Source organism: Pseudomonas furukawaii, assembly GCF_002355475.1.
GTDB lineage: Bacteria > Pseudomonadota > Gammaproteobacteria > Pseudomonadales > Pseudomonadaceae > Metapseudomonas > Metapseudomonas furukawaii.
Genome location: NZ_AP014862.1, coordinates 4382414 through 4398663, shown reverse-complemented (window position 1 = coordinate 4398663; position 16250 = coordinate 4382414). Strand labels below are relative to the sequence as shown.

At 66.5% G+C, this 16250-nt stretch carries 10 protein-coding genes; all 10 read left to right on the top strand.

Annotation, left to right across the window (positions count from 1 at the left end; genetic code table 11):
- The first annotated feature begins 2 nt into the window (after nt 1-2).
- The 10 genes from KF707C_RS20315 (at nt 3) to KF707C_RS20270 (ending at nt 16198) form a co-directional block, all read left to right on the top strand.
- Nucleotides 3-1529: an N-acetylneuraminate synthase family protein gene (locus KF707C_RS20315; RefSeq protein ID WP_003456943.1), complete on the top strand. Its 1527-nt coding sequence runs from the start codon at nt 3-5 to the stop codon at nt 1527-1529.
- A 1-nt stretch (nt 1530) separates the two neighbouring features.
- Nucleotides 1531-3351 carry a thiamine pyrophosphate-binding protein gene (locus tag KF707C_RS20310; RefSeq protein WP_003456945.1) on the top strand — a complete coding sequence of 607 codons (1821 nt, stop codon included), beginning with the start codon at nt 1531-1533 and terminating at the stop codon, nt 3349-3351.
- 4 nt (nt 3352-3355) lie between these two features.
- Nucleotides 3356-4381: a class I SAM-dependent methyltransferase gene (locus KF707C_RS20305; RefSeq protein ID WP_003456947.1), complete on the top strand. Its 1026-nt coding sequence runs from the start codon at nt 3356-3358 to the stop codon at nt 4379-4381.
- On the top strand, nt 4368-5432 hold the full coding sequence (locus KF707C_RS20300) for an NAD-dependent epimerase/dehydratase family protein (protein WP_003456949.1): 1065 nt from the start codon (nt 4368-4370) through the stop codon (nt 5430-5432). The genes KF707C_RS20305 and KF707C_RS20300 overlap by 14 nt, the downstream gene beginning before the upstream one ends.
- Before the next feature lie 11 nt (nt 5433-5443).
- On the top strand, nt 5444-6316 hold the full coding sequence (locus KF707C_RS20295) for a sulfotransferase family protein (protein ID WP_003456951.1): 873 nt from the start codon (nt 5444-5446) through the stop codon (nt 6314-6316).
- Between the two features lie 61 nt (nt 6317-6377).
- Nucleotides 6378-7511: a class I SAM-dependent methyltransferase gene (locus KF707C_RS20290; RefSeq protein WP_003456953.1), complete on the top strand. Its 1134-nt coding sequence runs from the start codon at nt 6378-6380 to the stop codon at nt 7509-7511.
- The gene (locus KF707C_RS20285; protein ID WP_003456955.1) at nt 7508-8452 is read left to right on the top strand and encodes an FkbM family methyltransferase; all 945 of its coding nucleotides are present in this window, start codon (nt 7508-7510) and stop codon (nt 8450-8452) included. Before KF707C_RS20290 ends, KF707C_RS20285 begins: the two co-directional genes overlap by 4 nt.
- A complete protein-coding gene (locus KF707C_RS20280) occupies nt 8449-9912 on the top strand; it encodes a glycosyltransferase family 2 protein (protein WP_003456957.1) in 1464 nt (487 codons plus the stop codon). The genes KF707C_RS20285 and KF707C_RS20280 overlap by 4 nt, the downstream gene beginning before the upstream one ends.
- Nucleotides 9909-14762 carry a glycosyltransferase gene (locus KF707C_RS20275; protein ID WP_231992285.1) on the top strand — a complete coding sequence of 1618 codons (4854 nt, stop codon included), beginning with the start codon at nt 9909-9911 and terminating at the stop codon, nt 14760-14762. The genes KF707C_RS20280 and KF707C_RS20275 overlap by 4 nt, the downstream gene beginning before the upstream one ends.
- Before the next feature lie 281 nt (nt 14763-15043).
- On the top strand, nt 15044-16198 hold the full coding sequence (locus KF707C_RS20270; protein ID WP_003456961.1) for a flagellin: 1155 nt from the start codon (nt 15044-15046) through the stop codon (nt 16196-16198).
- Nucleotides 16199-16250: the final 52 nt, after the last annotated feature.

The following is a 16250-nucleotide window of genomic DNA, read 5'->3' as shown; positions in this document are numbered from 1 at the left end:
ACATGAACGACGTTTCCACTGCCGCAGCTGCGCTCTTCGACCGGCCGCTGTTCATCCTCGAGATGGCCAACAACCACATGGGTGACCTGGAGCATGGGATCGCGCTGATCAGGGCCTTCGCCGACGTGTGCCGGGACTTTCCCTTCCGCTTCGCCTTCAAGCTGCAGTACCGGGATCTGGATACCTTCATCCACCCCGCCATGCGCGGCCGGGACGATGTGAAGTACATCAAGCGCTTCAGCGAGACACGCCTGTCCCGCGAGCAGTTCGATGCGCTCGTCGCGGAGATTCGTGCCTGCGGCTTCCTTTGCCTGTCCACGCCCTTCGACGAGCCGTCGGTGGCGCTGATCGAGGAGCAGGGGCTGGATGCCATCAAGATCGCCAGCTGCTCCATGAGCGACTGGCCGCTGCTGGAGCGCGTGGTGCAGACCCGGTTCCCGCTGATCGTTTCCACCGCCGGGGCGACCCTGGAGGAAGTGGATCGCCTGGTGAGCTTCCTCACCCATCGGGAGAAGAACTTCGCCATCCTCCACTGCGTCGGCGAGTACCCGACACCGGACGCCCATATGCACCTGTCCCAGGTGGATTTCCTGCAGCGGCGCTACCCCGGCGTGCGCGTGGGCTTCTCCACCCACGAGGACCCGGACAACACCGACATCGTCAAGATGGCCCTGGCCAAGGGCGCCCGCGTCTTCGAGAAGCATGTCGGTCTGCCCACCGAGCGCTACCCGATCAACGCCTACTCGGCCAGTCCCGAGCAGGTTCGCCGCTGGTTGGACGCGGCCCGCTACGCCCTGCTGCTGTGCGGGGAAGGCAGCCAGCGCCTGCCGGTCAACGAGAGCGAACTGGCGAGCCTGCGCTCCTTGCGCCGGGGCGTGTTCGCCCGGCGGCCCATCACTGCGGGGGAGGTGGTGCATGCCGAGGACGTCTATTTCGCCTTTCCGCCCCGGGACGACCAGTTCACCGCCAATGACTGGTCGAAGTACGCCACCTTCACCGCCCAGGCCGATATCCCCGCCGACGCACCTATCGGTCCGGCCAACAGCACCCGGCGCGACGTCCGCAACAAGGTCTGGGACATCGTCCAGCAGGTTCGTGCGCAACTGCGCAACAGTCATGTGGTGTTCCCCGGCCGGGTCGACCTGGAGATTTCCCACCACTACGGACTCGACCGTTTCGACGAGGTGGGCCTGACCATGCTCACGGTGGTCAATCGCGGTTATTGCAAGAAACTGCTGATGCTGCTGCCTGGCCAGCGGCACCCCGAGCAGTACCACGAGCGCAAGGAAGAGACCTTCCACGTGCTGCAGGGCGAGCTGAGGTTGTGGCTGGATGGTGAAGAGAGCACGTGCCGCCCAGGCGACGTGGTCACCGTGGAGCCTGGTGTTCGCCATGCCTTCAGCAGCCCGGGCGGGGCGATCATCGAGGAGCTTTCCTCCACGCATTACGCCAACGATTCCTTCTATACCGATGAGGCGATCAACGCCAATCGGGACCGAAAAACCCTCTTGAGCTACTGGATGGACTGACGTGCCGAGCCCTTATCGTGTTGCCGACTACATTGCCGACTTCATCGCCGGGCTGGGCGTGGAGCATGTGTTCCTGCTGCCGGGCGGGGGGGCCATGCACCTCAATGACGCCGTGGGCAAGCATGAGCGCCTGGAGGTGGTCGCCTGTCACCACGAGCAGGCCGCGGCCATCGCGGCCGAAGCCTATTGCCGGATCAACGAGAACCTCGGCGTGGCCATGGTCACCACGGGGCCGGGTGCGACCAACGCGGTAACCGCCGTCGCCGGTGCCTGGATCGAGTCGGTGCCGCTTCTAGTGGTTTCCGGCCAGGTGAAGCGTGCCGACCTGCTGCGCGGGGCGCCGCTGCGGCAGAGGGGCGTGCAGGAGGTGGACATCGTCAGCGTTGTCACCCCCATCACCAAGTACGCCGTGACCATCGAGCGTCCCGAGGACATCCGTCGCGAGCTGGAGCGTGCCGCGTTCCTCGCGCGTGATGGCCGTGCCGGCCCTGTGTGGGTCGACGTGCCGCTGGATGTCCAGGGCGCGCCCATCGACCCCGCCCGCCTTGAAGGCTGGCAGCCCGACCCGGCCCCGGCCGCAACCCTGGACCCGGCGTTGCTGGAGCAGGTACGTCGTCTGCTGGAAGGCGCCGAGCGGCCGCTGATCCTGGCTGGCCACGGGGTTCGCCTGAGCGGCGCGGCCAAGGCCTTCCGCAATCTGGTCGAGGCCCTGGGCGTGCCGGTGGTGACCACCTGGAACGCCATGGACCTGCTGCCCCACGAGCACCCCCTGTATGTCGGGCGACCCGGCGTCGTGGCGTTGCGCGCACCGAACTTCGCGGTGCAGAACGCGGACCTGCTGATCGCCATCGGCTGCCGCCTCGACAACATCATCACCGCCTACGCGCCGCGCGACTTCGCCCGCGCCGCTCGCAAGGTCGTGGTGGATGTGGATACCCACGAGATCGACAAGCTCGACATGCCCATCGAGGTGGCGATCTCCAGCGATGCTGGCGATTTCATCGCGGCTCTCGGCGAATCCCTGGGCGATGCCCGGTTCAGGCGTTCGCAATGGCTGGAACGCTGCGCCGACTGGAAGGCGCGCTACGGCGTGAATGACGGCAAGCCATTCCCGGTCGAAGGGCCGATCAGCCACTTCCAGTTCGCCGATGCGCTGTCCGACGCCGTGCCGGCCGATACCCTGGTAAGCACGGGCAGCTCCGGGCTCGCGGTCGAGGTGTTCTACACCGTGTTCCGCAACCGTCCCGGCCAGCGGGTATTCCTCACCTCGGGCCTCGGTGCCATGGGCTATGGCCTGCCGGCGGCGATCGGCGCCTGCTTCGCCAACGGCCGCAAGCCAATGGTGGCGGTGGAAAGCGACGGCAGCCTGCAACTCAACCTCCAGGAGCTGGCCACACTGCGTGGCTTCGACCTGCCGATCTGCCTGGTGGTGATGAACAACGGCGGCTATGCCTCGATCCGCAACACCCAGCGCAACTACTTCGAGGGTCGCTACGTCGGCACCGGTCCCGAGGCCGGGCTGTGGATGCCGGACCTGGAAGAGCTGGCGCGGGCCTACCACCTGCCGTTCAAGCGCATCCGCCACATCGCGGAGCTGGCTCCGGGCCTGGCCGAGGCCATGGCCCAGCCACGACCGATGATCGTCGAGGTGATGCTGCAGAAGGACGAGGCGCTCAGCCCGAAGGTGGCGGCGGTACCCCAGGCCGATGGCTCGATGACCTCCATGCCGCTGGAGGACATGAGTCCGCTGTTGCCGCTGGAGCAGCTGCAGGCGGAAATGCTCGTGCCTCTGAGCCCGGTGTCCCTGGCGGTTCGGCGCTGACGCCATGAAACGGTCCTGCCCCTGTTGCGCCCACTCGGTCGAGGGCGCCCTGGAAAGCCCGGCCTATACCCGCTGCCTGTCGTGCGGTCACCGCTGGCGGACGCCGCCGGCAGCGACCGACGCCGGCTATTACGAATCGCTGGTGGCGCGTAACGACCTACAGGCGCCCTGGTTCGCCCGCAAGATCGCCGAGCGCTCGGCGGCGCTGTCCGACCTGCTGGCGCCGGGCCTGCGGGTGCTGGAGGTGGGCTGCGCGGAAGGGGCGCTGGGCCAGGCCCTCAAGGCCCGGTTGCCCGTGGTCTACGACGGGATCGAGTTGTCCCGCGACCGCGACCTGGCCAGTCAGCACCTCGACCGGGTGTTCTCGACGTCGGCAGCCGGGGTGTCGACCCTTCCCTACGACCTGATCGCCTCCTTCCATGTGCTGGAGCACATCGCCGAGCCGGAAGCGGAGCTCCTGGCTTGGGCGCGGCTGTTGGGACCGGCCGGCAGGCTGCTGATCGAGGTGCCGAACCAGGCCGGGCATCCGTCGTTGGCCGATGACCGCAATCCCGAGCACCTGCACCAGTTCACCCCGGCATCCCTCGGCATGCTGTTGGCCCGCTGCGGCTTCGCCTGCCGCAGCCTCACCACGGGGCACTACGAATCGCCGGTCTACCCGGACTCGATCCGGGTCATCGCCGAGCGCCAGGCGCAGCCGGCGATCCAGCGGGAACTCCTGCTGCAGCGCTTCCGCCAGCGACTCGGCGGCCCTTTCATCGCCTATGCCATCGGTGGCGACTTCCACAACTACCTGGAGCCGCTTGCCGAGGGGCTGGAGCTGCATGCGCTGGTGGACTCGTCACCGGCCAAATGGGGGCAGCAGCGGGCAGGATTCGTGGTCGAAGGCTACGATCCGGCGCGCCACGGCGACCTGCCCATCCTCATCTGCTCCATCCGCTTCGGCGCGGACATTCGCCGGCAGTTGCTCGCCATGGGCATCGCCCCTGAGCGCCTGGTCGGCCTGGAGGCTGTATATGAAGGCACCTGAGGCCTGCCTGGCCGAAGACCTGTCGGGGATTCTCACGGCCGCGCTGCCCTGGGAGGCCCTGTACGGCAAGCGCATCCTGGTGACGGGGGCCGCGGGCTTCATCGGCGGGCACCTGGTCGAGGCGCTGGCCTGGCTGAACCGCAGTCGTCCTGCTGCCAATCTGCATATCCAGGCGCTGGCCCGTGACCTGGGCCGGTTGCGTGAGCGCCTGCCCTGGCTCGATCTGCCCGGCGAAGTCGAACCCTTGATCCAGGACGTGACCCAGCCCCTGCCACCGGAGGTGGCGCCGGACGTCATCATCCATGCCGCCAGCCCGGCCAGCCCGCGCTCCTATCTGCAGCGCCCGGTGGACACCGTGCTGGCCAATACCGAGGGCACCCGCCAGATGCTGGAGCTGGCCCGCCGGCACTCGGCGCGCCTGCTGTTCCTCAGCAGCGGGGCGGTCTACGGCGAGAACACCCAGGGTATCGAGGCCATCGGCGAAACCGATTTCGGCAGCGAGGACCCGCTGTCGCCCCGGGCCTGCTACAGCGAAAGCAAGCGCCTGGCGGAAACCCTGTGCCGGGCCTACCACACCCAGTACGGGGTCGATGCCCGGATCGCCCGGGTGTCCCATTGCTATGGCCCGGGGATTCGCCTGGACGATGGCCGCGCCATCGCCGACCTGCTGGCCGATGTGCTGAACGACCGGGATATCCAGCTGGATTCCGACGGCAGCGCCTCGCGACCCTTTTGCTACGTCTCCGACACCGTCCTGGGGCTGTTCCACGTCCTGCTCAAGGGCAGGGCGGGGGAGGCCTACAACGTCGGCGAAACCCGCGAGACCACCATCCTGGAGCTGGCCCACCTGCTCATCGCCGCAGCCGGCAAGACCGAGCACCTTGATGTCCGGGCCAAGGCCCGCGACCCGCTGGCGCCGGCCGCCCGCAGCGCGGGGCATTTCGATATCGACAAGATCGCGCGTCTGGGCTGGTGCCCCCGCGTCGGTCTGGAAGACGGGTTGCCGCGGATGCTCGGTAGCGCCGTGGCGCCCACGCCTGGGCGCGCATGAGGAGAGCCTTTATGAACCCCCCCATTTTCATCCACATCCCCAAGACCGCCGGCAGCACGCTACGCACGCTGATCACCGAGAACTATGCGGCTGATGAGGTGCTCAGCCTGTACGGGGATCCCAAGGAAATACTGGTGGCTGCAGCTGCTCAGATGGGCAGAACGGATACCTATCGGCTGATCCAGGGGCATACCCCCTACGGCACCCACCGCTTCCTTGGAATCCGCGAGCCCCGGTATTTCACGTTCCTGCGTGACCCCGTCGAGCGCTTCCTCTCGGATATTGCCCATGCGACGCGCGATGAGGAGCATCGCTTCCACCGTGAATTGGCCGCTTCCGGCCTATCCGAGGACCAACGCATCAGCGTTGCGCTTGACATCCCCTATTACCGCAACGCCATTGCCCACTATGTGAGCGGCACCTTTACCACCGAGACCATCTCCATGACCCAGCTGGGAGTGGCCATCGACAACCTTTGGGCCAGCGAATTCGTCGGGGTCAGCGAGCAGTTCGAGGTGTCCTTGTTGATCATGGCGAAGAAGTTGGGTTGGCAGCATGTGGTGCCACAGAAGTGCAATGTGCGACCGGACGCGAGGAAAGCCGTCGAGCCCGCCCTCAAGACCCGGCTCGACCGGGCCTTGGCCTATGACCGCATGCTCTACGCGGTGGCTCAGGATCACCTGAACCAAAGCCGTCGCCACTACGGTCCGTTGCTCGATGAGGCCGGTGCCCAGCTGGCCGAGTTGATCAACCAGCAGGAGCACGAGCACCCGGAGACGCGCTATTCCAAATATCTGGTTGGAGAGGCGACTCAGGTAGCCCTGGGGAACTACCACGCACGTATCGACGTCGGTTCGCCCCTGCATCGATGGCTGAACCCATGAAAGGAATCCGAGATTGACCAGGAGAGCTTGTGAAATCTGCGGTGGAGCGGAGCCGGAGGCATTGCGCCGCCAGCACTTCCTGTTTCCCGGACTGCCCCGGCCCGTTCACTACGATGTGGTGGCGTGCCGCGTTTGCGGCTTCGCCTACGCCAGTGACATCCCGGACCAGTCGGCCCTCAACCAGTTCTACCAGGGCGTCGAGCATCATCTGCACGCCGAGTTACCCGCCGGCCTCGAGCGGATCCATGCCGACTTCTTCCGCTTCGTGCAGGACAACGCCCCACTGAAGCGCGATGACCGCATCCTGGATATCGGTTCTGGCATGGGGCATTTCCTTCGGCAATTCCAGATAGCCGGTTTCGAGTCCTTGCTGGGTATGGAGCCGAGCCCCGCCGCCAGTGAGTTGGCGAGGCGGACCTACGGACTGGATATCCGCAGCGGGACCCTGGACGGGTTCGCCACGGAAGAGCGCTTCCGCCTGGTCAGCCTGTGCGGCGTGCTGGAGCACATCGCCGACCTCACCGGCGGCATGGCAAAGATCTCCACACTGCTGGAGGAGGGCGGCTACCTGTTCCTCGCTGTCCCCGATGTAATGTCTTTCGGCGCGGCACCACCGGCCGAGCCCTTCCTGGAGTTCGCCCTGGAGCACATCAACTTCTTCAGCGAGACCAGCCTGGACAACCTGCTCCGTGGCGCGGGCTTCGAGAAGGTCGAGGTCATCTCCCAGCACAACGACTTCTACGACAACCACTACCTCCTGGCGCTCTACCGCAAGGCGGGGGAAGCTTCCGTCGCCATCGAGCCGGACCGGGCCTCGGCGGACAGCCTGCGCCGCTATGTGGCGTTCTCCCAGGAGCGATTGGCGCCGGTGGAGGCACAGGCGCGGCGACTGGTGGCCAGCGGCGAGCCCCTGGTCATCTGGGGGGCGGGTGGCCTGACCAGCCGCCTGCTCTGCGATACCCGCCTGGGCGAGGCGAACATCCGCGCCATCGTCGATCGCAACAAGGCCCTGCAGGGCAAGCCCTTGCTCGGTGTCGCCATTTCCGCGCCCGAGTCGGTGCGGGAACATCCGGACGCGACGGTCTTCATCGCCAGCACCACCTATGCCGAGGAGATCAGGCGCACGCTCGTCGACGCCTACGGCTGGACCGGGCGCATCATCTGCCTTGCCGAACAGGATACCGACCGCCAATGAATACGCTGACGCAGCTGCGCGACGCCCATGAGGCCGGTGAAATCCGCAAGCAGGACTACATCGAGGCCATCCATGCCCGGCACGAGGGCCTCTTCGACTACCCCGGCCTGCTCCAGGGCACCGATGTGGAGGCCTTGCGCATCCAGGCCGACGGTATCTACGTCCGCTCCCGCTCCCAGCAGGTGGAATTGGTGCTGGACCCCCAGGACCAGCATCTGGTGCCCTACACCCTGATGAACTTTCGTGCCTATGAAACGGCGGAGACGGAGTTCCTCAAGTCGGTGTTGCCGGAGGATGGCACCTTCCTGGACATCGGTGCCAACTGTGGCTGGTATGCCTTGGCCCTGGCGCGGCACCGTCCGCTGGCGCAGGTGCATGCCTTCGAGCCCATTCCCCATACCCATGAGCTGCTCCAGCGGAATATCCGGCACAACGGCCTGGGCAATGTCGAGGCCCATCGGCTGGCATTCTCCCACCGCGAGGGCCCGCTGGAGTTTCTCCACACGCCCCGCTGCTCGGGGGCTACGTCCCTGGCGGTGGCGGGGCAGCCATGCGGCGCGGAGAGCCTGGAGCGGATTCCCTGTCCGGGGACCACGCTGGACCTGTTCTGCGAGCGCAACGGCCTGGCACCGCACGTCATCAAGTGCGATGTCGAAGGGGCCGAGCTGATGGTGATGCAGGGCGCCGAAGCCGTGCTTGCCCGCCACCAGCCGGTGATCCTCATCGAACTGTTGCGCAAATGGGCACGGCAGTTCGACTACCACCCCAACGATGTGCTGCAGCTGCTCGGTCGCCATGGCTATGGCGCCTACACCCTGCATCAGGACGGTGTGCGGCGCTGTGCCCTGATCGACGAGACCACGGCGCAAACCAACTTCATCTTCCTCCATGGCGAGCGGCACCGCTCGATCATCGCAGCGCATTCGGGAGTCACTCCATGAGCCGCCGTGCGCCGCCGCCGCTGACGGTCGCCCTGCTGACCTACAACCGGCTGCACTACCTCAAGGAAGCCGTGGAGGCGATCCTCGGGCAGAGCTACCGGACCTTCGAGCTGCTGGTGCTGGACAACGGCAGCACCGATGGCACGGGGGCCTACGTGCTGGGCCTTCCCGACCCGAGGATCCGTTATGTGCGGAACTCGGTGCATTACTCCACGGTGGAGTTCAACTGCTGCTCGGCCTTCCATCTCGCCATCGGCAAGCGGGTGATCGTCACCCACGACGACGACATCATGGAGCCGGACATGCTGGAGCGGCAGATGGCGTTCATGGATGCTCACCCCGAGGTGCGTCTGGCCTGGACCCGGGTCAGCGATATCGACCAGGACGGTCGGGCCATTCCCGGGAGCGTCAACGCACCGGAGGAAGACCGGGTGTTCGGGCCCGGCGAGTACATCGCCAGCTTCCTCAGGGAGCGACTGTGGCCGATGCCCAGTGGGGTCATGCTGGAGCGCGCCTGCCTGCCCAGGCTGTATTCCATGGAGTTGCCGTTTCGCGAGGCACCGCGCCTGAAGAACCCCATGGATGCGGCGGGCATCGCCGATGTGCTGTTGCCGGCGCGGGTCAACCGTCGCCATGCCATCGGTTATATCGGCGCGCCGTTGCTGCGCCGCCGGGTGCACACCAACCAGTTCTCCCACGCGGCCAGCCTCTCGCGCCCGGGCGTCTACCTCTATCGCCGGCTGAAGAGGGTGGCCGGCCAGGTGCCCGGCGGACGCCCGGATGCCCTGCATTTCGACGCCTTCGTGGAGCGCTTCGATATCCAGGAACTGATCACCACCCAGGCGCGGGCACGCGTGGGTACAGGCGTCGTCGACCGGGTGGCGCGCGCGACCGCGAAGCTCAAGGCCAACCTGGACGCCTCGCCGGACGCCTTCCTGGCCGGGCTGCCGATCGTCATGCTGCACGACCTGCTTACGCCGGGCGAACGCTTTGCCGGGGTGAAGGGCCTGTCGGCCCAAGGGCACGGCAGCGCCACCCGCCAGTTGCTGCGTTGGGCGCAGGCACGGGCGGACGATGCCAGCGCGAATCTGCTGGCGCCCCTGGCGGGGCGGCGGGTCGTGGTGTTCGGCAGCGCCTTCATCGCCGCCCTGCTGGTGCTGGAAGCGCGTCGCGGCGGCTGTGAGGTCCTGGCCTGCCTGGATTCCAACGTCAACCGCCAGGGCCGTTCGCTGCTGGGCGTGCCCATTCACGCGCTGGACTGGATGCGCGAGCACGTCGGGCCGGAGGACGTGGTCCTGGTGAGCTCCGAGCGCGACCATGAGCATTACATCGAGGCCCTGATCCGGCAGCACCTGGCCGGCGCGGCGCTCATCATTTCCTGGAAGGACCTGGTGGATGGCCTGGACGGCGCCACCCGGCAACAGCATTCGACCGCTCCAATCGAGGTGGAGACAGCATGACGGACTGGGCTTGGATCGCGGGGGGGCGTTGCAAGCATCCCTGGCATGTAGGGATCGCCGGCTTCGACTCGAGCACCCAGCGGGCATTTGTCCTGTCTGAGGAGGATTGGTCGCACCTGGCGCGGCAGATGCCACTTGAGCCGCTCGGATGCTACGGGCAGGGTAATGGTCTTGCTTTCGAACGCGTCGATACGGCGGCGGCCGCGACCGATTGCGACGGCCTGCTGCTGATCGCCAGCGACTACCGTGGCCAGCCATTGCTCGCTGCCATCGAGCCCCGGAACTGTTATCTGGTATTGCAGCGAGGCGACGAGCGGGAGGGGCTGGACGATGAGAGCCGCTACGCCGCGCTATTCCTGCCGGCGGTCGTCCCCTTCTATGACGAGCGCCTGATTTATCTGAACTCCGATGTGCTGACCGACAGGGAGGGGGCTGAGCCCTGGGCCATCGCACGCAATGATGACGAGCGTGACCACTCCCGGCTCTACCACCGCTCGGCGGACTTCTGGATCCACCGCGTCACCTCGGCCATCGCCGCCGATGCCGCCAGGGTCCGTGGCGACGGACCACTGCTCAGCGTCGTGATTCCCTCCTACAACTACGGGCGTTTCCTGCCGCAGTGCGTCCAGTCGGTGCTGGACCAGGGGCTGGACGACATCGAGATCCTGGTGCTGGACAACGCCTCCACCGACGACACCCCGCAGGTGATGCGCGCATTCGCCGATGAGCCTCGCGTTCGCTACATGCGCAATCGCTACAACTACGGCCCCGGCTACAACTGGCGCAATGGCATGTGGGTGGCCCGGGGACGCTACCTGACCTTCCTCTCGGCGGACGACTACTTCAATCCGGGCCACCTGTCCCGCCTGCTGCCGCTCCTCGAGCAGCAGCCGCAGGTGGCGGTCGGCTATACCAGCATCCGCTGGGTCGACGGCAACGGGCAGCCCATCAACCAGCCGCGCCACCCAGGCTACTGGAGTGGCGACTACGTCGGCGGGCGCAACGAGGTCGCCGACCTGCTGATCCACGATTGCTACATGGCGCCGTCGGCGGTGATCTATCGCCGCGAGGCCTTCTGCACCACCTGGCGGCCGGAGAAGACCTACAGCGCGGGCGACTGGGAAATGGTCGTGCAGATGGCCGAGCGTTTTCCCGACTTCGCCTATGTCGACACGCCCGGGGTCAGCTATCGCTGGCATGGCGGGCAGGAGTCGAACCGTTTCTACGCCTCCGCGGAGCCGCTGGCGGCGCACCTGGCGATCGTGCAGGGGGTGTTCAACCGCAAGGCGGAAGCCCGCCTGAAGGGGCGCGAGCGCGAGGTGGCCGCCCATATCCAGCGGCGCCTGGCCCTGTATCCCCAGGAGACCCAGTCGGAGCTCGGCCAGCATGCCCGCCAGCTCTGCGAGCGCCTGGAGGCCCTGGCGCGGGAGGGGGAGACGTCGCTGTTCTCGATCATCCTCACCACCTACAACCGTCCCGGCCTGCTGCGCCATGCCCTCGCCAGCCTGGAGGCGCAGACCCTCAAGGACTTCGAGGTCATCCTGGTGAATGACCACGGCGACCCCGTGGAGTCCCTGCTGGCGGAATTCGACCTGCCGATCACCTACCTCTACCAGGGACGCAACCAGGGCTTGTCGGCAGCGCGCAATGCCGGCCTCAAGCTGGCCCGAGGCCGCTTCATCTGTTACCTCGACGACGACGACCTCTACCTGCCCACGCATCTGGAAAGCCTGGCCGGCGCGTTCGAGCGCCAGCCGCAGAGCGTGGTCTACACCGGCGTCGAGTACGTCAACGAGCGCCTGGAAGGGGACTCCCGCGTCGAACTCGCTCGCCAGGCGCCCTTCGCCCACGAGGTCTTCGACCGCGAACGGCTGTTCGTGCAGAACTACATCCCGGTGAACACCTGGGCACATCCGCGCAGCATGCTGGCTTCGGTGGGCGAATTCGACACCGGGCTCTCGGCCTTCGAAGACTGGGACATGCTCCTGCGCCTGGCGGCGCGCTATCCCTTCGTGCACCTGCCGGTCGTCACGGCCGAGGTGCGTCTGCGGGATGCGCCCAACACTGGCTCCGACCACATGCTGGGGCGCGAGCAGAAGAACTTCGGCGCGCTCTACCAGGAAATGTACCGGCGTCACGCCGACCTCGGCAGCGAGCGGGTCCGTCTCGGCCGCGACGACATGCTGCGGCGCTTCGGTCTGCTGAAGGGGGCAGGCTCGCCGCGCAAGGCCGGCCTGCAGGGTTGGCTGCAGGCGCGTGAGCTGAGCGCTGGCCAGCAGCGACTGGTGGCCGAGCGCCTGGAAGCGAACGCCGGCGGTCCCCGCATCGGTGTGGTGGTGCTGGACCTGGGAGCTGAACGCGACGCGGTGGCGCGGACTCTGGCGTCCCTGCAGCCGCCGCACAACGGCTACGACAATCTGCAGCCGTTGCTGCTGTCCGTGGGCGCGTCGGGCGATCTGGCCCTGCCGGTCCTCGAGGTGACCGCCGAGAACTGGGTGGGCGTGCTGAACCAGGCGCTTCAGGATGCCGATTTCGATTGGCTGCTGGTGGCCAGGGCCGGCGACGAGTTCACCGCCAACGGCCTGTTGATGGCCAGCCTGGAACTGCTGACGGCGCCGGATTGCCGCGCCGTGTACTGCGACCTGGTCTATCGCCAGGCGCAGGGTGCGCTCGGTGCCGGCTTCCGCCCGGCCTTCAACCTCGACTACCTGCTCAGTTTCCCTGCCGGCATGGCCCATCACTGGTTGTTCCGTCGGGACCAGGTGCTGCAGATCGGCGGCTTCGATGCCGAGTTGCCGCAGGCCGTCGAGCTGGACCTGATCCTGCGGCTGATCAACGGGGGCGGGTTGGCGGGGCTGGGCCATATCGCCGAGCCCTTGCTGATCACCGAAGCGCCGGTGCTCGCCGATCTCGATGACGAGCGCCGGGCCATCCTGCGGCATTTGCAGGGCAGGGGGTACGAACGGCCCGAGATCGGGTCGGTCCAGCCGGGCCAGTACCGCATCCGCTATGGACACCCTCAGCAGCCGCTGGTCTCGGTGCTGCTGCTGGCCGGCAGCCAACTGGCCCCGTTGCAGCGCTGCGTCGAAAGCCTGCTGGAAAGCACCCGCTACCCTCACTACGAACTGCTGCTGATCGAGAACGATGCCGCTGCTGGCGACGTCCGTGACTGGCTCACGGCACTTGCCGGCCTGGGCGAGGCGCGCCTGCGGACGGTCTGGCCGAGCGCCGAGCGGTCCGATGCGGCTGCCCTCAACCTTGCCGCGACCCAGGCCAACGGCGACTTCCTCCTGTTGTTGTCACCTGACACCGCAGTGATCGATGCGGGCTGGCTGGATGAACTGGTCAACCATGCCTTGCGTCCCGAGGTCGGTGTGGTGGGCGCCAAGCTGATCGCGGCGGATGGCGCGGTGCGACACGCCGGCCTGGTTCTGGGGCTGGACGGTCCCGTTGGCCGGCCCTTCGCGGGTGAGGCGCTGGACGCGCCGGGTTACCTGCAGCGCCTGCAGGTAGACCAGGATTACAGCGCCGTCAGCCGTGACTGCCTGATGATCGGTCGTGATCTCTACGCCGAACTGGGCGGCTGCGCGACGGACCTGCCAGCGTGCTACCTGGATGTGGACCTCTGCCTGCGCAGCCGCCAGGCCGGCTACCTCACGGTGTGGGCGGCGAGCGCGCGGCTCATGCTGGAGGCGGCGGCCCAGGAAGCTCCCAGCAAGGACGAAGAGGATGCGCTCTACGCCCGATGGCTGCCCGTGCTTGCCCGTGATCCGGCCTACAACCCGAATTTCTCGTTGTTGCAGCCCGGTGGCTTCAAGTTGGCCGACGTCGGCCTCGCCTGGCGCCCGCTGGAGTCCTGGCGTCCGCTGCCTCGGATACTGGCGCACCCGGCCGACCTCTTCGGCTGTGGCCACTACCGGGTGGTTCAGCCTTTCAAGGCCCTGGAGGATGAGGGGTTCCTGGAAGGCGTGATGTCCACTCACCTGTTGCCCCTGACCGAGCTGGAGCGTTTCCAGCCCGACGTCATCCTCCTGCAGCGGCAGGTGGGTGAGGCGCGCCTGGAGGCCATGCGCCGGATGAAGGCCTTCTCCTCGGCATTCAAGGTCTACGAACTGGACGACTACCTGCCCAACCTGCCCTTGAAGAATGCCCACCGGCAGCACATGCCCAAGGACATCCTGCGCTCGTTGCGCCAGGGCTTCGCCTGCGTCGACCGCTTCGTGGTTTCCACTGAACCTCTGGCCGAGGCGTTCGCCGGCATGCACGAGCAGATCCGGGTGGTCCGCAACCGATTGCCGACGCACTGGTGGGGCGACCTGCAGAGCCATCGTCGCACCGGCACCCGAGCCCGGGTCGGCTGGGCGGGTGGTGCCGGGCACAGCGGCGACCTGGAGATGATCGTCGACGTGGTCAAGGAGCTGGCAGGGGAGGTGGACTGGGTCTTCTTCGGCATGTGCCCGGAGGCCATCCGTCCCTACGTCAAGGAAGTCCATCCGGGTGTGGACATCAACCGCTACCCGCAGGCCCTGGCCAGCCTCAACCTGGACCTGGCCCTGGCGCCGGTGGAGCAGAACCTCTTCAACGAGTGCAAGAGCAACCTGCGCTTGCTGGAATACGGTGCTTGCGGCTACCCAGTGATCTGCAGCGATGTCCGCTGCTACCAGGACGGCTTGCCGGTGACTCGCGTGAAGAACCGCTTCCGCGACTGGGTGGATGCCATCCGCATGCACCTCAACGACCCGGATGCGTCCGCGCGGGCAGGTGACCTGCTCCGCGAAACGGTCCTGCGGGACTGGATGCTGTCGGGTGACAACCTTGCCGAATGGCATCGCGCCTGGATGCCTGATTGAGTGCGGGCGCCCGGCCGACGCCGGCCGGGCGCGACGCCCGAATCGTGATGACTCTGCACTAAAGTTCCAGTCGGACCTGCCGAAAAGCTGATCAACTCATCGGGAAACGCGGGTTTCACAAGCGTCCCGGAGCGAGGGTGAAAAAAGTTGGAATCCACCCTAAAGCTCTTCCCGAAGAGGTCGATAAGCAACATGACAGCGCACTCAATGGTTGCCTGAGCGATGCAGGCCAGATGCGCAAGCCCAGGCAAACACGTTAGGTCCGATGGAGGACAAACATCATGGCTTTGACCGTCAACACGAACATTGCGTCTCTCAACACCCAGCGGAACCTGAACTCCTCCTCCCGTGCGCTGGACACCTCCCTGCAACGCCTGTCCACCGGTTCGCGCATCAACAGCGCCAAGGACGACGCTGCCGGCCTGCAGATCTCCAACCGCCTGAGCAGCCAGATCAACGGCCTGGGCGTTGCGGTGAAGAACTCCAACGACGGTATCTCCATGGCGCAGACCGCTGAAGGCGCCCTGCAGCAGTCCACCAGCATCCTGCAGCGTATGCGTGACCTGTCGCTGCAATCGGCCAACGGTTCCAACAGCGACGACGAGCGCAAGGCGCTGAACGCCGAAGTGACCGAGCTGAAGAAGGAACTGAACCGTATCTCCAACACCACCACCTTCGGTGGCAAGAAGCTGCTGGACGGCACCTTCGGCACCACCACCTTCCAGGTGGGCAGCGCCGCGAACGAAACCATCAGCGTCAAGATCGACGAGATGAGCACCGACTCGCTCACCGGCAAGTACTACGAAGGCGATGTGTCCGCCGCCACCGGCACCGCGACCGCCTCCGGTACCGCCTCCATGAGCATGACCGTCGACGGCAAGAGCGTCACCATCGAGACCACCATCGCCAGCGGCGCGACTGCAGTCGAGGCGGCTCGCGCCCTGGGTGCTGCGATCAACGATGCCAACCTCGGCGTGGGTGCCTTCGTGGACGACACCGGCGCCATGAAGATCGTTTCCCAGGACAAGGATGGCGCGAACGAGCTGACCGCGCTGAGCTTCGCCAGCCTGCCGGCCGGTATCACTGCGGGTACCTACACCGCGGCCACCGCCGTGACCGAGGACAAGATCGACGACATCGACGTCACCACCGTGCAGAACTCCCAGGAGGCGGTGCTGGTGATCGACCAGGCGATCAAGATGATCGACTCCCAGCGCGCGGACCTCGGTGCGGTACAGAACCGCTTCGAGAACACCATCGGCAACCTGCAGAACATCTCGGAAAACGTATCGGCCGCCCGCGGTCGTATCCAGGACACCGACTTCGCTGCGGAAACGGCTAACCTGACCAAGAACCAGATCCTGCAACAGGCAGGTACCTCGATCCTGGCCCAGGCCAACCAGTTGCCGCAGGCCGTCCTCAGCCTCCTGGGCTAAGGCCCGGACGAGGCAAGGCGTTGAACGCGGGGGGAAGTGCTTGGCGCTTCCC